The 17308-nt window shown below is 65.5% G+C and carries 18 protein-coding genes; 13 read left to right on the forward strand and 5 right to left on the reverse strand.

Going from position 1 to position 17308, the window contains the following annotated elements; genetic code table 11:
* Positions 1–132: 132 nt before the first annotated feature.
* Positions 133–1368 carry an alanine transaminase gene (gene alaC / locus A9179_RS14930; RefSeq protein ID WP_187807006.1) on the forward strand — a complete coding sequence of 412 codons (1236 nt, stop codon included), beginning with the start codon at positions 133–135 and terminating at the stop codon, positions 1366–1368.
* Between the two features lie 49 nt (positions 1369–1417).
* Here the strand turns inward: alaC and A9179_RS14935 are convergent, their stop codons facing one another.
* Positions 1418–1804 carry a hypothetical protein gene (locus A9179_RS14935; protein WP_187807007.1) on the reverse strand — a complete coding sequence of 129 codons (387 nt, stop codon included), beginning with the start codon at positions 1802–1804 and terminating at the stop codon, positions 1418–1420.
* A 162-nt stretch (positions 1805–1966) separates the two neighbouring features.
* Between A9179_RS14935 and A9179_RS14940 the strand changes: the two genes are divergently transcribed.
* The 7 genes from A9179_RS14940 (at position 1967) to A9179_RS14970 (ending at position 7671) form a co-directional block, all read left to right on the forward strand.
* Positions 1967–2293, forward strand: a complete 327-nt coding sequence (locus A9179_RS14940) for a transcriptional regulator (protein ID WP_187807008.1) — start codon at positions 1967–1969, stop codon at positions 2291–2293.
* A 375-nt stretch (positions 2294–2668) separates the two neighbouring features.
* Positions 2669–3952, forward strand: a complete 1284-nt coding sequence (locus A9179_RS14945) for a CmpA/NrtA family ABC transporter substrate-binding protein (RefSeq protein ID WP_187807009.1) — start codon at positions 2669–2671, stop codon at positions 3950–3952.
* Positions 3953–3969: 17 nt separating this feature from the next.
* Positions 3970–4827, forward strand: coding sequence for a nitrate ABC transporter permease (gene ntrB / locus A9179_RS14950; RefSeq protein ID WP_187807010.1), 858 nt, complete (start codon positions 3970–3972; stop codon positions 4825–4827).
* 84 nt (positions 4828–4911) lie between these two features.
* Entirely contained in the window at positions 4912–5703 is a 792-nt protein-coding gene (locus A9179_RS14955; RefSeq protein WP_187807011.1) for an ABC transporter ATP-binding protein, read from the forward strand.
* Positions 5704–5863: 160 nt separating this feature from the next.
* Positions 5864–6238, forward strand: coding sequence for an MAPEG family protein (locus A9179_RS14960; RefSeq protein WP_187807012.1), 375 nt, complete (start codon positions 5864–5866; stop codon positions 6236–6238).
* Positions 6235–6696 (forward strand): hypothetical protein, encoded by a 462-nt coding sequence (locus A9179_RS14965; protein ID WP_187807013.1) that lies wholly within the window; start codon positions 6235–6237, stop codon positions 6694–6696. Before A9179_RS14960 ends, A9179_RS14965 begins: the two co-directional genes overlap by 4 nt.
* A 78-nt stretch (positions 6697–6774) precedes the next feature.
* On the forward strand, positions 6775–7671 hold the full coding sequence (locus A9179_RS14970; RefSeq protein WP_187807014.1) for a LysR family transcriptional regulator: 897 nt from the start codon (positions 6775–6777) through the stop codon (positions 7669–7671).
* On the opposite strand, the gene A9179_RS14975 is transcribed toward A9179_RS14970, so the two are convergent.
* Positions 7640–8473, reverse strand: coding sequence for an alpha/beta fold hydrolase (locus tag A9179_RS14975; protein WP_187807015.1), 834 nt, complete (start codon positions 8471–8473; stop codon positions 7640–7642). The two genes, A9179_RS14970 and A9179_RS14975, sit on opposite strands and share 32 nt — an antisense overlap.
* A gap of 88 nt (positions 8474–8561) precedes the next feature.
* Positions 8562–9395 (reverse strand): CvfB family protein, encoded by an 834-nt coding sequence (locus A9179_RS14980; RefSeq protein ID WP_187807016.1) that lies wholly within the window; start codon positions 9393–9395, stop codon positions 8562–8564.
* Positions 9396–9590: 195 nt separating this feature from the next.
* Here A9179_RS14980 and A9179_RS14985 point away from each other — a divergent pair, with 195 nt between their 5' ends.
* On the forward strand, positions 9591–11795 hold the full coding sequence (locus tag A9179_RS14985; protein WP_187807017.1) for an LTA synthase family protein: 2205 nt from the start codon (positions 9591–9593) through the stop codon (positions 11793–11795).
* Positions 11796–11931: 136 nt separating this feature from the next.
* On the forward strand, positions 11932–12654 hold the full coding sequence (locus tag A9179_RS14990) for an rRNA pseudouridine synthase (protein ID WP_187807018.1): 723 nt from the start codon (positions 11932–11934) through the stop codon (positions 12652–12654).
* Positions 12655–12659: 5 nt separating this feature from the next.
* On the opposite strand, the gene A9179_RS14995 is transcribed toward A9179_RS14990, so the two are convergent.
* Positions 12660–13343 carry a substrate-binding periplasmic protein gene (locus tag A9179_RS14995; RefSeq protein WP_262410600.1) on the reverse strand — a complete coding sequence of 228 codons (684 nt, stop codon included), beginning with the start codon at positions 13341–13343 and terminating at the stop codon, positions 12660–12662.
* Positions 13344–13532: 189 nt separating this feature from the next.
* Here A9179_RS14995 and A9179_RS15000 point away from each other — a divergent pair, with 189 nt between their 5' ends.
* Positions 13533–14510 carry a zinc-dependent alcohol dehydrogenase family protein gene (locus tag A9179_RS15000; protein ID WP_187807020.1) on the forward strand — a complete coding sequence of 326 codons (978 nt, stop codon included), beginning with the start codon at positions 13533–13535 and terminating at the stop codon, positions 14508–14510.
* A 45-nt stretch (positions 14511–14555) separates the two neighbouring features.
* On the opposite strand, the gene A9179_RS15005 is transcribed toward A9179_RS15000, so the two are convergent.
* Entirely contained in the window at positions 14556–15896 is a 1341-nt protein-coding gene (locus A9179_RS15005; protein ID WP_187807021.1) for a DEAD/DEAH box helicase, read from the reverse strand.
* Positions 15897–16126: 230 nt separating this feature from the next.
* Here A9179_RS15005 and A9179_RS15010 point away from each other — a divergent pair, with 230 nt between their 5' ends.
* Both A9179_RS15010 and A9179_RS15015 read left to right on the forward strand, forming a co-directional pair.
* Positions 16127–16780 carry a 7-cyano-7-deazaguanine/7-aminomethyl-7-deazaguanine transporter gene (locus A9179_RS15010; protein ID WP_187807022.1) on the forward strand — a complete coding sequence of 218 codons (654 nt, stop codon included), beginning with the start codon at positions 16127–16129 and terminating at the stop codon, positions 16778–16780.
* A gap of 54 nt (positions 16781–16834) precedes the next feature.
* Positions 16835–17248, forward strand: coding sequence for an anti-virulence regulator CigR family protein (locus A9179_RS15015; RefSeq protein ID WP_187807023.1), 414 nt, complete (start codon positions 16835–16837; stop codon positions 17246–17248).
* The last annotated feature ends 60 nt before the right edge of the window (positions 17249–17308 follow it).

Here is a 17308-nt window from a genome sequence, read left to right on the forward strand (position 1 = left end):
ACTGTAGCGCCTGTCCACACCGCGACTGTGCTGGACAGGCCGGCAAGGCTTCTCGTATCTTCCTCGCCAGGTTGCCACATGCAGCCAACGTCGCTCGGACGGTTCCGGGCGCTTACGTACTCCGAGGAAAGCATGGCTGACAATGCCAAGCGCCGCTTTGCGCGCATCGATCGTCTCCCCCCCTACGTTTTCAACATCACCGCCGAACTGAAGATGGCCGCCCGCCGCCGTGGCGAGGACATCATCGACTTCAGCATGGGCAACCCCGATGGCGCCACACCGCCGCACATAGTCGAGAAGCTGGTGCAGGTCGCCCAGCGCGAAGACACCCACGGCTACTCCACTTCCCGTGGTATCCCGCGCCTGCGCCGCGCCATCTCGCGCTGGTACAAGGATCGCTATGACGTGGAGATCGATCCGGAAAGCGAGGCCATCGTCACCATCGGTTCCAAGGAAGGCCTGGCGCACCTGATGCTGGCCACCCTGGATCATGGTGACACCGTGCTGGTACCCAACCCCAGCTACCCGATCCACATCTATGGCGCGGTAATCGCCGGCGCCCAGGTGCGCTCGGTACCGCTGGTGCCTGGCGTGGACTTCTTCGCCGAGCTGGAACGGGCCATCCGCGAGTCGATCCCCAAGCCGAAGATGATGATCCTCGGCTTCCCCTCCAACCCCACCGCGCAGTGCGTGGAGCTGGACTTCTTCGAACGCGTGGTGAGCCTGGCCAAGCAGTACGACGTGCTGGTGATCCACGACCTGGCCTACGCCGACATTGTCTACGACGGCTGGAAGGCACCGTCGATCATGCAGGTGGAAGGCGCCAAGGATATCGCCGTGGAGTTCTTCACCCTGTCCAAGAGCTACAACATGGCCGGCTGGCGTATCGGCTTCATGGTCGGCAACCCGGAGCTGGTCAGCGCTCTGGCGCGGATCAAGAGCTACCACGACTACGGCACCTTCACCCCGCTGCAGGTAGCCGCCATCGCCGCCCTGGAAGGCGACCAGCAGTGCGTGCGCGATATCGCCGAGCAGTATCGGCAGCGCCGCAACATGCTGGTCAAGGGCCTGCACGAGGCCGGCTGGATGGTGGAGAAGCCCAAGGCGTCGATGTACATCTGGGCCAAGATCCCCGAACCCTACGCCCACCTGGGTTCGCTGGAGTTCGCCAAGAAGCTGCTGCTGGAGGCCAAGGTCTGCGTCTCGCCGGGCCTGGGTTTCGGTGATTACGGCGACGACCACGTGCGCTTCGCCCTGATCGAGAACCAGGATCGCACCCGCCAGGCCATCCGCGGGATCAAGGCGATGTTCCGTGCCGACGGCCTGCTGCCGGCCGCTCCCGCCAAGTCGCGCAAGGCCGAAGACTAAGCCCGGTGCAAATCAGCGAGCCCGCGGCTTCAGCTGTGGGCTCGCGCTCTCACCCCGAATAATCCAGCGCCGTCCAGGCGCGCCCCAGACCACTGGCGATCCGGCAGCCGGGGCGCTCCAGGGCATCCGCATGCCCCTGGGCCAGGCGGGTCACCTCGCCCTGGCCGCTGCGCTCGGTGAGCCACTGCAGGCGCCCGCAATGGGGCGTATCGATCACATAGCTGGCGGCGATGCTGGAGTGCTGACTGGGCAGCCGCACTACGTCCAGCACCCTGCCCGCCTCCTCGACCCGCCGCCCATCCGACACCAGCACGGCCCAGGCCTCGCCCCCTTCGATCACCAGATAGGCGCCATTGGCCTTGGGTTGCTCCAGCTGCGGCTGGGCACAGCCTGCCAGCAGGGCCAATAGCACAATTGTCATCAGCTTGCGGTGCATATAGGGCGACTCCTCTTGCGGTGACTCGCGAACGGGATCGATCAGCAGTGCGTAGCTGTACTATTATCCAGCACTGTTTATTTGTACAGCACTTTTCGCTTAATCTAGCCGGCATCCCTGCAAGCCCTCGGGGACGCCCGTCGAATCCACAGGAGCATCGCGATGCTGGACGTACTGCAACTGAAGAACAAAGTGAACCAGATGCCTCTGGAGCAGGTGCATGGCCTGGTTGCCGAGCTGCAACTGGAGGGGCTGGTGACCGGCAAGAGCACCCCTTTCAAGCGCGAGCACTTCAATACCTGTTTTGCCGAGATCGAAGCCCTGCTGCAGCGGGCCGGCTACCACCGGCAGCTGGATGTGATCGGCTACCAGGGCCAGGCCTATGCCCTGTATGACCCCTCGCGCTGGGAGGCGGTACAGGTGCTGCGCGGGCTCAAGGAGTATGTCGAAGCGGCCCAGGTATACACACCAGTACGCCAGAGAGGCTGAAAGCGGTGCGGACAAAAGCGCACCGCGACGCGCCATGAGACTCCGTTGCTGCCCCAACAAGGGCGCAGCAGCGCCGCATTGAAGCCCTTCCCGGCTGGCACCCGGCAACCCGCGCACGCCCCTGCCACACACCTAAGTCGATGATTTAAAAGCCGTCCGCCATCCGCGCGGACGAAGCAAGCGTTTCTCTCACAGCCCATCCAGGGCTCCTGCGAAAAACTGGCAAGGCCTTTGCACTCACTCTCCGTAGATTCCTGCGCAGCACACCAACGGCGGTGGCCGCGGATCACGGACAACGGCGTCCGTCAGAGCACCCTCCCCATCGGGCTTCTCTGGCGTACGCCGTTTTTATTTGCCCATGAAAAGGATTACCCCATGAGTGATCGTGATTCCAAAGACCCGGTAAACAGCAGCCGCCGCAACTTCCTCAAGCACTCCATCGCCATCGCCGGCACCGTTGGCGGGGTGGCCGCCCTCGGCCTGTCCGCCCCCGGTTTCCTGCGCAGCGCCGCCTATGCCGCCGGTTCCGACGCCCCGGAAAAGGCCGTGCTGAATATCGGCTTCATCCCGCTGACCGACTGCGCCTCGGTGGTGGTGGCCGCCACCCAGGGTTTCGCCGCCAAATACGGCCTGACCATCAACCCGAGCAAGGAAGCCTCCTGGGCCGGCGTGCGCGACAAGCTGAATACCGGTGAACTGGATGCCTCCCACGTGCTGTACGGCATGATGTACGGCTCGCAGCTGGGCGTGGCCGGGCCGCAGAAGAACATGGCCGTGCTCATGGGCCTGAACCAGAACGGCCAGGCCATCACCCTGTCCAAGCAGCTCAAGGAAGCCGGCGTCACCACCGGCGAGCAACTGGCTGCGCACATCAAGCAAGGCGGCACCCCGCTGACCTTCGCCCAGACCTTCCCCAGCGGCACCCACGCCATGTGGCTGTACTACTGGCTGGCCAACTACGGCATCAACCCGCTGAGCGATGTGAAGACCATCACCGTGCCACCACCGCAGATGGTCGCCAACATGCGCGTCGGCAACATGGACGGCTTCTGTGTCGGCGAGCCCTGGGGCGCCCGTGCGGTGTTCGACAAGATCGGTTTCACCGCCGCCACCACCCAGCAGATCTGGGCCGACCACCCGGAGAAAGTCCTCGGCTGCTCCCGCGAGTTCGTCGAACAGAACCCCAACACCGCCCGCGCCCTGGTCATGGCCATCCTCGACGCCAGCCGCTTCATCGACGCCTCCGAGGCGAACAAGAAGGCCACAGCCAAGCTGATTTCCGGCAAGGCCTACGTCAACGCGCCAAGCGAAGTGATCGAACAGCGCTTCCTCGGCAACTATGAGGATGGCCTGGGCAATAGCTGGCAGGACAAGCACGCGATGGCCTTCTGCAAGGACGGCAGCGTGAACTTCCCCTACCACTCCGACGGCATGTGGTTCCTCACCCAGTTCAAGCGCTGGGGCCTGATCAAGGATGAGCCGGACTACGCCGCCGTGGCCGCGCAAATCAACCAGACCAAGCTCTACAGCGAGGCCGCCAGCGCCCTGGGCATCGCCGTACCAAGCAGCGTGATGCGCGCCAGTACCCTGATCGACGGCAAGGTGTGGGACGGCTCCAACCCGGCCGCCTACGCCAACTCCTTCGCCATCAAAGCGTGATTTTCGGAGGCACTTCGATGAACGCTCCAGTGAAAACACCACTGACGATGGCCACCCCGCCTGCCTCCAGCAGTGCTCCGCGCCAGGCCCTGCCTGGCGCGGAGGCCCTCACCAACCTGCTCAAGGCCGTTATCCCGCCGCTGCTCGGCATTGCCCTGTTCATCGGCCTCTGGGCCCTGATCGCGGCGCGCAGCGAGGGCCTACCGGGCCCCTTGTCGACCTGGTATTCGGCACTGGAGCTGTTCGCCGATCCGTTCTACGACAACGGCCCGAACGACATGGGCATCGGCTGGAATATCCTGCATTCCCTTGGCCGAGTCGGCCTGGGCTTCGGCCTGGCGGCGCTGATCGGCATTCCGCTGGGTTTCGCCATCGGCCGCTTCGCCTTCCTGGCCAGCATGCTCTCGCCGATCATCAGCCTGCTGCGTCCGGTATCGCCGCTGGCCTGGCTGCCGATCGGTCTGCTGGTGTTCGAGGCCGCCGGCCCGGCCTCGATCTGGGTGATCTTCATCAGCTCGATCTGGCCGATCATCCTCAACACCGCCGCCGGCGTCGCCAGCGTGCCGCAGGACTACCTCAACGTGGCGCGCGTGCTCAAACTGTCGGAGTTCAAGGTGCTCACCCGCATCCTGTTCCCCGCCGTGCTGCCGCACCTGATGACCGGCATCCGCCTGGCCATCGGCGTGGCCTGGCTGGTGATAGTCGCTGCGGAGATGCTCACCGGCGGCACCGGCCTGGGCTTCTGGGTGTGGGACGAGTGGAACAACCTCAACGTCGAACACATCCTCATCGCCATCATCATCGTCGGCCTGGTCGGCCTGGCCCTGGAGCAGGCCCTGCTCCTGCTGGCCAAGCGCTTCGACTACACCAGCTGAATCCATTCATGTAGGAGCGAGCTCTGCTCGCGAACCAGTTTTTCGCGAGCAGAGCTCGCTCCTACCCCAGCCAGGAGAACCCTGATGGAAAAATTCGTCGAGCTGACCGCCGTCAGCAAACACTTCGATACCAAGAAAGGCCGCTTCCAGGCGCTCAGTGACGTCAACCTGAGCATCGCCAAGGGCGAGTTCGTCTCGCTGATCGGTCACTCCGGCTGCGGCAAATCCACCGTGCTCAACCTGATCGCCGGCCTGCTCGAGGCCAGCGAAGGCGGGCTGATCTGCAACGGCCGCGAAATCGACGGCCCCGGCCCGGAACGCGCCGTGGTGTTCCAGAACCACAGCCTGCTGCCGTGGATGACCTGTTTCGGCAACGTCTACCTGGCGGTGGAAAAGGTCTTTTCCGGCAAGGAGAACAAGACCCAGCTGAAGGAACGCACCGCCGCCGCGCTGCATATGGTCGGCCTCGACCATGCCGCGCACAAACATCCCAACGAGATCTCCGGCGGCATGAAGCAGCGCGTCGGTATCGCCCGCGCCCTGGCCATGGAACCCAAGGTGCTGCTGATGGACGAGCCGTTCGGCGCGCTGGACGCCCTGACCCGCGCCCACCTGCAGGACGAGCTGCTGCGCATCGTCGGGCAGACCCACAGCACCGTGGTGATGGTCACCCACGATGTCGACGAGGCGGTGCTGCTGTCGGATCGCATCGTCATGATGACCAACGGCCCGGCGGCGACCATCGGCGATATCGTGCGGGTCGAACTGCAGCGCCCGCGTAATCGCCTGGCCCTGGCCAACGACGCCCGCTACCACGAGTACCGCACGGCGGTGCTGGAGTTTCTCTACCAGCGCCAGCAACGTCCTGCCGCCTAGTTACCCGGCCTGCCGGCCCCCGCGAAAGCCCGGTCTCGTACCGGGCTTTCTTTTGTCTGCCATAACCCCAGGGAATCGCCGCCATGAGCACTGGCGCTTTTACTTCGGCGGAGCCTGCCCCTAACCTCGTCGGTAACCATAACAACAACGAGGAACACCCATGCCTTACAGCATCTATATCGCCGCGATCCTGTCCCTGCTGCTGATCGGCCTGTCACTCAACATCTCGCGCCTGCGCATGCGTCACCAGGTCGCCTTCGGCGACGGCGGCAAGACCGACCTGCTCAAGGCCGTGCGCGCCCATGGCAACAGCCTGGAACAGTCGGTGCTGTTCATCGTCCTGCTCTACCTGGGCGAAACCAGCGGGCAGATCAGCCCGGCACTGACCGCCGCCCTCGGCTTCGCCTTCATCATGCTGCGCCTGCTCTACTGCACCGGCCTGTTCGCCCGCCTGCTCCTGCTGCGCCAGGCCAGCCATGGCCTGACCATGCTGGTGCTGCTGGTGGTCAGCATTCTGCTGTTGCTGCCGCAATGAGCAGCGACGAGCAGAAGATCGCCCTCTACCAGCGGGTCAACGGCTTCACCGGGCCGCTGGCGCGCACCGGCTGGCACTGGCGCACACGCTGGATGGCGCGCCTGCTGGCGAGCCTGATCTGGCGCAAGAACCGTGGCCAGTCACAGCAGGGCACCCGGGCCATCGCCGAGGAATGGCGGCGACTGTTCGGCCTGCCGCAGTTCTGGAGTATCGAGCGCGTGGAGGACGACACCGCCTACTGCGAGATCAGCTTCCCCTGCTCGCTGGAAGGCAGCGGCGATGTGGCCGCCTGCCACCGCCTGATGGAGTACGACCGCGCCCTGCTGAAGAAGATCGGCGGGCAGATGGTGGTGCTGCAGTCGCGTGCCGACCCCCGGGTGCGCGGCGGCTGTCAGGTGGCCATCCGTCGCCTGGAAGACCCCCGCCACGACCTGATCCCGGCCCGCTCACTGGACTGAGCGGGCTTGCCCGCACCGTCCCCAGCAGGGAAGATGGCGCCGACCAAAGGATTTGGAGCGGCTCTCGTGCGCCTGGAAATGAAGCATCTGCGTCTGGTGCGCAGCATCAGCCAGACCGGCAATCTCACCCGCGCCGCCGAGGCGCTGTTCATCTCGCAACCGGCGCTGAGCAAGCAGCTGGCCGAACTGGAAGAGCGCCTCGGCCTGGCCCTGTTCCAGCGTACCCAGAAAGCCATGCTGCCGACCGAGGCCGGCCTGGCCTTCGATGACCACGCCCAGCGCATTCTCGGCGACGTGGCGGTGCTCGAAGAACATCTGGCGCGCTATGCCCATGGCGACTCCGGGCGCCTGCGTCTGGCCATCGACCGCATGCACCTGAGTGACTGGCTGGCGGTTTTCCTGCAGCACTTCCGCCAGCGCTGCCCGCAGATCGAGGTGCAGGTCAAACAGGTGCCCAATCTGCTCGACAGCCTGCTGGCCCACGACTGCGACATCGCCATTCTCGGCGAAACCAGCTCGGCCAGCGGTGTCGACTGGTTGGCGCTGAACCGCGACGAAATAGTCGCCATCCTGCCGCCGGGCCATGCCCTGGGCGCCAAGCCCTGGCTGGAGGCCAGCGATCTGGCCGGAGCCGACCTGCTCTATCACTTCAAGCTGGAGCAATCCCTGCTTTATCGCCGCTACCTGCACCCGCAGCGTATCGAGCTGGGCTCGCTGCAGCATATCCAGGACATCGCCACGATCATCGCCCTGGTGCGCGCCGGCCTGGGTATCAGCCTGCTGCCCCGGCGCCAGCTGCAGGGCGACGAGAGCGGCCTGCTGGTTCGCCCGATCGGGGCTGCGGGCATGGCCTTCCGCTGGCAAGCCGCGGTGGCCAGCGACGAGCGCCGGGCTTTCGTTCACGCCGCCCTGCAATTGCTGCAGGAGCAGCTCTGCGCCCTGGTTAGGCCGGCAGCGGCCCCAGCCACTCCTTGACGCATGCGACCACGCCCTGCGGTGCCCGCAGCCAGGCGCTGTGCGGGTTCTCGTGGGGCGGGCGCGGCGAAGGCAGCTGAGCGATCTGCGGCTCGGCCTGAATCAGCTCGGCCAGTCCACGGGTCGAGGCCGGCGGGGCAAAGTTGTCGTTCTCGATCTGGATGAACAGCGAACTGACGCGGTTGCTGGTCGCCGGCGCCAGCGGCAAGTCCAGGTGACGGTAGTTGCCGCTGAACGCCACCCGCCCCCAGTCACGCATCAGCCGCCGCGCCTCGTGGCCGCCGAAACCGATGCGCTTGCCCGGCAGATGACCGAGGCTGCCGGCCAGCAGGTTGCAGAGGATCGCCACGCTGGGCGTCAGCAGCCGGCCCAGGCCGCTCCAGTGGCGGTAGTGGATGTTGCCGCAAGCAACACCGACCACGCGCACCGGGCTGGCCGGGTTGGCCGCTGCATACAGGGTGGCGATGTGCCCGCCGAGGCTGTGCCCCAGCAGCACCAGCTGGGTACCGGAAAAGTGTCGCCCGGCCAGGCTCAGCAGCTTGGGCAGGAACTCCTCCACCAGTTGGCGGTAGCCGTAGTTGAAGCGCCAGTTGGGCCGTGGCCGGCTCTCGCCCTGGCCCGGCCAGTCGGCCACCAGCACGTTGTAGCCGGCGCCGACCAGCACCTGCGCCAGCATCCCGTAACTACGGGCACTGACGCCCAGGGCGGGCAGCACGATCAGGGTGTAACGCGCGTCCCGTGCGGGATAGAGGGTGACAGGACAGTGAAAGCGGTCATCGGCGAACTGCAGGGCATCGACCATCGCGACTTCTCCTGGCGGGTGGCTATGGCGAATCTAGAGCAACTGCTCTAGAAACTCCACTGGCGCATCCGCCCGTACTGCCCAGCCCTCAGAGCAGCTCGATGGCGTCGTCGAGGATACGGATCAGGCCCTGCTTGTACAGGCCGCCAATGGCCTTCTTGAAGTTGCCCTTGCTCACCCCGAAGACCTTGCTGATGGCCTCCGGCGGGCTCTTGTCGGACAGCGCCAGGCGGCCGCCCTGCTCGCGCAGGCGGGTGAGGATCTGCTCGGCCAGATCGCCGGCGGCCTCGCGTCCGATCGGCTGCAGGCTCAGGCTGATCTTGCCGTCGGCACGCAGTTCCTTGATGAAGCCATTCTCCTGCATGCCGCCGCGGAGAAACTTGAACACCTCGTTCTTGTGGATCAGGCCCCAGTGCTTGCCATTGATGATGGCCTTGAAGCCGAGGTCACTCTGCTCCACCACCAGCAACTCCACCGCCTCGCCGACCTTGTAGCTGGCCGGCACATTGTCCAGGTAGCGATCCAGCCGCGCGGTGGCGGTGATGCGCTTGCTGCGGTCAAGGTAGACGTGCACCACGCAGTAGTCGCCGACCTGCAGCGGGCGCTTCTCCTCCGAGTGCGGCATGAACAGATCCTTGCTCAGGCCCCAGTCGAAGAACAGGCCGACGCGGTTGATATCCACCACCTTGAGGCTGGCGAAGCCACCGACCTGCACCTTGGGCTTCTCGGTGGTGGCGATGATGCGGTCGTCGCTGTCCAGGTAGACGAAGACGTTCAGCCAGTCGTCGATCTCGCACGGCTCGCCCTTGGGCACGTAGCGGTTGGGCAGGAGGATTTCACCATCGCTGCCGCCGTCCAGAAAGAGGCCGAAGTCGGTCTGTTTGACCACCTGAAGAGAGTTGTAGCGCCCGATCAGAGCCATGTTCACCACCTTGTCTGCAAGGCCGGCATTCTACCCGCTGGCGCCGCGACGCGCTGCACCGGGCAGCGGATGGATGGCCGCCGCGACACTGGCGCCTAGCACGGGCATGTTTCAGAATCATGGCACCAGGCAACTTAGTCGCAGGTTGCCGGTCATAACAACACGGATTCTCGCTGTCCTATCTCAGGAGCTCCTGTGCGCCCTTTCAGCCGCTGGCTGTTGCACCCTGCCGTTTCGCTCACCTCGCTCGGGGTGCTGTTTCTTCTGTTGCCCGTTGCCAGCCGCTACTGGCTGGGCTGGTCAGAACTCTCCGGTTACCTTTCCGACCTCGCCATTGGCAGCCTGCTGATGCTGCTCTGCTACCGCCGCCCGCTGCTGGCCGTGCCGCTGATGCTGGTCTGGGCGCTGATGCTGCTGGGCAACGCCGAGCTGGTCAACGCCGTGGGCCGCATGCCCGAACCCAGCGACCTCAAGTACCTGGGCGATCCGCAATTCGTCAGCCACTCCACCCAGGGCGCCGGCATCCGCTACCCGCTGCTGGCAGTGGCCCTCGGCCTGGGCGTGCTGGCTTGCCTGCTCAGCGGGCGCAAGCGCTGGCCGGCGCTGCCGCGCGCCACCTATGCCGTGCCCCTGGCCCTGCTCGCCGGGCATGCCGCCATCCAGTACGCCGAGCCCAGCGAGGCCGACCAGTGGAAGCTGTTCAACCTGCCGCACAAGCTGCTGGCGGAGAACCTCAACCGCGCCAGCGTGGCCGCCGAGGACTGGTACTACGGCGATGACAGCGCCACCCCGCCGGACATCGCCGACCTGGCCCGCCTCGACCTCAACGGCACGCCGCTGCTGCCCAACGGTGGCAAGGCGCGCAACGTGCTGATCGTCACCATGGAAGGCATCCCCGGCGCCTACATCGCGCGCAACCGCAACCTGCTGCACAGCAGCTATCAGGAAGACCTGATGCCGCGCCTGAGCCAGTGGGCCGAGCGCAGCATGACCACCCCGGACTACGTGCTGCACAGTCACCAGACCATCCGCGGCCTGTACTCGATGCTCTGCGGCGACTATCCCAAGCTCGACTCGGGCACGCCCAAGGGCGTGGAGCTGCTCAACAGCCAGACCCGCAACCTGCAATGCCTGCCCGCACAGCTGCGCTTCCAGGGCTTCAGCACCCACTTCCTGCAGGGCGCCGGGCTGCGCTTCATGGCCAAGGATCAGATCATGCCGCACATGGGTTTCCAGCAGACCCACGGCCGCGACTGGTTCAAGAACAAGCCCTACCTGGAATTCCCCTGGGGCATGGACGACAAATCCTACTTCGAGGGCGCGCTGAAGTACGTCACCCAGCTGCGCCAGAAGAAGCAGCCGTGGATGCTCACCCTGCTCACCGTCGGCACCCACCAGCCCTATTCCGCTCCGCCGGAGTACCTGGCCCGCTACGCCACCAACAAGCAGGCCGCCATCGGCTACCTGGATGACGCGGTGGCCGACTTCCTCGATGCCCTGGAAAAACAGGGCGTGCTCAAGGACACCCTGGTGATCCTCACCTCCGACGAGTCCCACGGCCTGGAGAACGTGCGCCTGGCCTCGGCCTGGGGCTTCAACCTGGTGCTGGCACCTGACCAGGCGCAGCTGCCTTCGGTCAAGCAGGGGGTCTACGGGCATGTCGATCTGACCGCCTCGGTGCTCGACTACTTCGCCCTGCCGGTACCGCAGAACATCTCCGGGCGCTCGCTGTTCCGCGACTACGCCAACCCGCGCGAGATCATGTCCTATACCAACGGCCTGCTGCGCCACCACGACGGCCACACCTTTACCGAGTGCAACTTCCAGCAGGTCTGCCGGCGCTATACCAGCAGCGGTTTCATCGCCGACAGCGCGCAGTACCTAGGGCGCATCGGCGGCCGCCAGGCGCGCCTGTTCAGCCAGCGCGCCGCCCTGCTCGACCAGTCGCTGACCGGCGGCCAGGTCGGCCAGCATTACCAGTTCGCCAACCGCGAGCGCGTCCCGCTGAAAAGCACGGAGCCCAACGACTGGGCGGACAACCTGATCGGTGCCCAGTACCTGGAGATGCCCCAGGGCACCCGCACCCGCGTGACCCTGAAGATCGAGGGTAGCGGCCTCGACCGCCGTGGCGTCAGCCTGCAGCTCAAGGCCAAGGAGTTCGACCGCGACGTCGCCCTGGCCATCCCCGCGCTGCCGCACCTGGAGCGCGGCAAGGCGGTGACCCTGAGCTTCGACTTCGACAACCCGAAGACGCGCAAGGCCTTCTCCTTCCACCTGACCGGCGCCGGCCACGGTGCAATACGTATCAGCGACTTCAGCGTGATCACCGAGCCAATGCCGGACGAACTGCTGGCCGCCGACGGCGAAGGCAACAGCGCCGCCCAGTCGATGCACCACTGAGCCCGGGCGGGTCAGGGCAAGCGCCCTGCCCCGCCTCCCGGACTGCAAGACGCCAACGCTTTTCCACCCCGTTCTGCCAGCTGCCGGCAGCGGGCGGTTACACTATGCGTTCATTCCTTTCTGCGACCACGCCCCCATGAGCGAAACCGAACGCCTGTCCAAACGCCTGACCCAGCAACTGCCCTGCTCGCGCCGCGAAGCCGAGCTGTATATCGAGGGTGGCTGGGTGACGGTCGATGGCCGTGTGGTGGAGGAGCCGCAGTTCAAGGTCGGTGACCAGCAGATCGCCCTGCTCCCCGGCGCCGTGGCCGAGACCCTGCCGCCGGTGACCCTGCTGCTGCACAAGCCGGCCGGCCTGGGCTGCGGCATGGGCGCCAACTCGGTACAGCAACTGCTCAACCTGGCCAGCCGCAGCCCGGACGATGCCAGCAGCATCCGCCCGCTACAGCGCCATTTCAGCCGCCTGGATCTGCTTACCCCGCTGGAAACCGACGCCAGCGGCCTGCTGGTATTCAGCCAGAGCCGCGCAGTGATCCGCCTGTTCAAGGAGGACGGCGACCAGCTCGAACACGAATACGTGGTGGAGGTCGCCGGAGAGCTGGCCGGCAACGGCCTCAAGCGCCTGGCCTTCGGCCTCAGCTACAAGGGCGTGACCCTGCCGCCGTGCAAGGTCAGCTGGCAGAGCGAAACCCGCCTGCGCTTCGCCATCAAGGCGGTGCAGCCGGGGCAGCTGCGCTTCATGTGCGAAAGCGTCGGCCTGCAGGTATTGAACATCCGCCGCCTGCGCATCGGCCGCACCGGCATGGCCAAGCTGCCAGTCGGCCAGTGGCGCTACCTGGGTGCCCACGAGAAGTTCTGAGGCTCTCAGTAGTCGGCGTAGCGCCGCTCGATCTCCAGATACTCACCGCTGTCGCGGATCACCTGCAGGCCCCGGTCGAAGCGGGCGCGCTGCTCGTCCAGGCGAAAGCCGACACTGTAAGGGGTCGGCGGAAAGATGAAGTACCAGGTCACCGGCTGACGGACATCGACCTGGTCGGCCACCTGGGCATTGAAGAAGTGCAGGATGCGCGGATCGCCCACCACCACATCGACCCGCCCGCTGTAGAGCAGGCGGTTGCGGTTGATCTGCTGGGCCTCCTCGCGATAGCCCGAATTGCCATCGGCCATGGCCTGGAACTCTGGCCCCAGGAGGTGGCGGGCGCGCTGGAAGGCACTCACCGAATAGCCGCCCAGGTCGGCCACGCTGGCGATGCGGTAATTCCGTGACGACAGCGCCGCCGCCGCGTTGTGGTAGTAAATATAGGTCGCCGAGTAGAAGGCCTCGCCCCCGCTGTTCGGGTTGGTGGTGGCGATACCGTCCAGCTCGCCGCGGCGCAGCGCCAGGTGCAGACGCTCCATCGGCGCGTAGTGCACCTCCAGGGTGAAACCGGCGGCACGGGCGGCGGCGGCGACAATGTCGTACTCCAGGCCGCGCGCCTCGTTCTCGAACACATAGGGCGGCTTGTGGGTGCCAAAACCAATGCGCAGCGGCTCGGCCAAAACTGGCATGACCGCCAGCATCCAACACGCCAACCCGACGCCTAAGCGCATGCCTACCCCCTGAGTCCAATCAGCCAAGCATAGGCCGCCCGCCTCCCCTAAAGCCATCACCGGCGCGTATGAGCCACGATACGTCCACAGCACCCTACAAGGGGCTAGACTCAGCGCTCACTGCCCAGCGCTCCAAGGAGAAATATCATGCTCAAAGCCGAATACCAGCACCGCGGCAAAGTCCCGCAGGATGTCATCGAAGCAGTGCCGCTGAGCCTGCCGACGCTGGCGGCCGGTCAGGCACTGGTCAAGGTACTGGCCGCGCCGATCAACCCCTCCGATGTGCTCACCCTGACCGGCGAATACGGCATGCTGCCGCCGCTGCCGGCCATCGGCGGTAACGAAGGCGTGGGCCGCATCGAGGCCGTGGCTGATGACGTGAAGCACCTCAAGGTCGGCCAGACCGTGCTGCTGCCGGTCGGTAGCGGCACCTGGGTAACCCACCTGCATGCCCCGGCCGCCAAGCTGATCCCGCTGCCGGATGCCGACCCGCAACAGCTGGCGATGATGACCATCAACCCGCCAACCGCCTCCCTGCTGCTCAGCCAGTTCGTCAACCTGCAACCGGGCGACTGGGTGATCCAGAACGCTGCCAACTCCGGGGTCGGCGGCTACCTGATCCAGCTGGCCAAGTTGCGCGGCTTCAAGACCCTCAACGTGGTACGCCGTGAAGCGGCCGTGGCCGGGGTCAAGGCCGAAGGCGGCGACGTAGTGCTGGTGGATGGCCCGGATCTGCACAAGCGGGTACGCGAGGCCACCGGCGGCGCCAAGGTGATGCTGGGCATTGATGCCGTGGGCGGCAAATCCACCGACCACCTGGCGGCCTCCCTCAGCGAGGGCGGCGTGCTGGTCAACTACGGTCTGATGAGCGGAGAGCCGTGCCAGGTGTCGGCGGCCTCCTTCGTGTTCCGTGACGTCACCCTGCGCGGCTTCTGGCTGGCCAAGTGGTTCCAGAAGGCCAGCCCGGCCGAGCAGATGAAGGTGTTCGGCGAGCTGACCCAGCTGATCGCCAGCGGCAAGCTCAAGGCGCGCATCGCCGCCACCTACAACGTCAGCCAGATCAAGGAAGCGATTGCCGCAGCCGCCAGCGGCGAGCGCGACGGCAAGATCCTGATCGTGCCCTGAGCGTAGGCGCCATGAAAAAGGGGCCCCTCGGGGCCCCTTCTCGTTTCACTCCGCCGCGGGCTTCTTGCGCTTGAGCGGAGCCATGCCGTCCTGGCTGACCAGCGCCGAAGGCGCACTGCTCGGCCGGGCACTTGGCTTGCGCTTGGGTGCGGCAGCCTTGGCAGCTGGCTTCTTGGCAGCGTCCTTCTTGTCGGTCTTTTTCTTCTTGGTGCCGGCCGCCTTGCCGGAGGCCTTGAGGTTCTTCGGCCCTTGGTAGATACCTTTCAGCTCCTTGATGTTGCGCCGCTCGAAACGCTGCTTGAGGTAGCGTTCGATACTCGACATCAGGCTCCAGTCGCTGTGGGTGATCAGCGAAACGGCCAGGCCATCGGTGCCGGCACGGCCGGTGCGGCCGATGCGGTGCACGTAGTCGTCGCCGGAGCGCGGCATGTCGAAGTTGATCACCAGATCCATGCCTTCCACATCCAGGCCACGGGCGGCCACGTCGGTGGCAACCAGCACCTTGGCCCCGCCCTGCTTGATACGGTCGATGGCCAGCTTGCGATCCTTCTGATCCTTCTCGCCGTGCAGCACGTAAACCTTGTACTCCGCCGCCACCAGCTTGCCCCACAAGCGATCGGCCTGGACGCGGGTGTTGGTGAAGATGATCGCCTTCTGATAGGTCTCGTTGGCCAGCAGCCAGTCGACCAGCTGTTCCTTGTGGTAGTTGTGGTCGGCCGTGATGATCTGCTGGCGGGTGCCTTCGTTGAGCTCACTGACGCTGTTGAGCTTGAGGTGCACCGGCTCGCGCAGCACGCTGGCGACCATCTCGCGCAGGCCGTTGCCGCCGCTGGTGGCGGAGAACAGCATGGTCTGCTGGCGGTTGCTGCATTCCTTGGCCAGGCGCTGCACGTCTTCGGCGAAGCCCATGTCGAGCATGCGATCGGCTTCGTCGAGGATCAGCACTTCCACGTCGTTGAGCTTGAGGTTGCCGGCATTCAGGTGCTCGAGCAGGCGCCCCGGAGTGCCGATCAGGATGTCCGGCACCTTGCGCAGCATGGCGGCCTGCACCTTGAAGTCCTCTCCGCCAGTGATCATTCCGGACTTGATGAAGGTGAACTGGGAGAAGCGCTCGACTTCCTTGAGGGTCTGCTGCGCAAGCTCGCGGGTCGGCAGCAGGATCAGTGCGCGGATGGTCACCCGTGGCGTGGCATCGCCGATCAGGCGATTGAGCAGCGGCAGGACGAAGGCCGCGGTCTTGCCACTGCCGGTCTGCGCCGTCACCCGCAGATCGCGCCCTTCCAGGGCCGGCGGAATCGCCGCTTGCTGCACCGGAGTCGGCTCGGTGAAATTGAGCTCGGCTACGGCCTTGAGCAGGCGTTCATGCAGGGCGAATTGGGCGAACACGGGGGATACCTCGACAAGAATCAGCAAAACAGCTGCATAGGTTACCGGTTGTCGACGCAAATGACCGCTTCTGTCGTGCAAAAGCCCGCGCTGGATGGCTGAACGGCTGTTCGTCCGCCCTCGGCAGCTGCCTGTTTTTTGTACAAAACTGAACAAGCGGATAGAATGCGCGCCGCTTTCAATCCCGAACACATGGGTTCCCTAACCCCATCCACTAAAAAGGTCCTGCCATGTCCCTGCTGCCCGAGCAGCGTCGGCGCTCTGCGCTGGCGGTGCTGATCGTCTTCCATATCTTCATCATCATCGCCAGCAACTACCTGGTGCAGCTGCCGATCACCCTGTTCGGCTGGCACACCACCTGGGGCGCGTTCAGCTTCCCGTTCATCTTCCTGGCCACCGACCTGACCGTACGCCTGCTTGGCAAACGCCCGGCACGCCAGGTCATCGCCCGCGTCATGCTGCCGGCGCTGGTCGCATCCTATGTGGTCTCGGTGCTGTTCCAGGAAGGTGCGTTCCGCGGCCTGGCGTCGCTGGGCCAGTTCAACGAGTTCGTCCTGCGCATCTCCGTGGCCAGCTTCTTCGCCTACGTGCTCGGGCAGATCCTCGACATCCAGGTATTCGACCGCCTGCGCCAGCTGCCGCAGTGGTGGATCGCCCCTACCGTGTCGACCATCTTCGGCAACTTGCTGGACACCTTCGCCTTCTTCTCGGTGGCCTTCTGGCACAGCAGCAACCCCTTCATGGCCGAGCACTGGGTAGAGATCGCCACCGTCGACTACGGGGTCAAACTGAGCATCAGTCTGCTGTTGTTCGTGCCGCTGTACGGCATGCTGCTCAATGCCATACTGAGCCTGCTGGCCGGGCGCCAGGGCCGCACGGCCTGAGCGACCCGCCGGATTTCCGGCGTATCACGGCCACTTCTTCCAGGAGTTTGTCCCATGCCTCGTTTGCTGCTGCCCACCCTCGCCGGCCTGAGCCTGATCCTCAGCCTCACTGCCGGTGCCGCCCCCAAACATGACAAGCACGACAAGCATGACGCTCACGGCAGCAGCGATGCCGGCGTGCAGGTCGACCTGCGCGGCCCGAGCATCGATATCGGCCGGGTGCGCATCATCCTCGGCGACAACCGCGAGCTGATCGGCCCGGCGCAATCGCTGCCGCCGGGCATCCGCAAGAACCTGGCGCGCGGCAAGCCGCTGCCGCCCGGCATCGCCAAGCGCTTCGACAACCGCCTGCTCGGCCAGCTGCCGCACTACGACGGCTACGAATGGCAGCAGGTGGGTACCGACGTGGTGCTGGTCACCCTCGCCACCGGGCTGATCTACCAGGTTCTGGAAAACGTGCTGGATTGAGCGACAGCCGGAACCTTTGCCTGCCATCGCCACTCCACTGATCAGGGGCCCCTGCCGGGG

Source organism: Pseudomonas alcaligenes (assembly GCF_014490745.1).
In the GTDB taxonomy this organism is placed as follows: domain Bacteria; phylum Pseudomonadota; class Gammaproteobacteria; order Pseudomonadales; family Pseudomonadaceae; genus Aquipseudomonas; species Aquipseudomonas alcaligenes_C.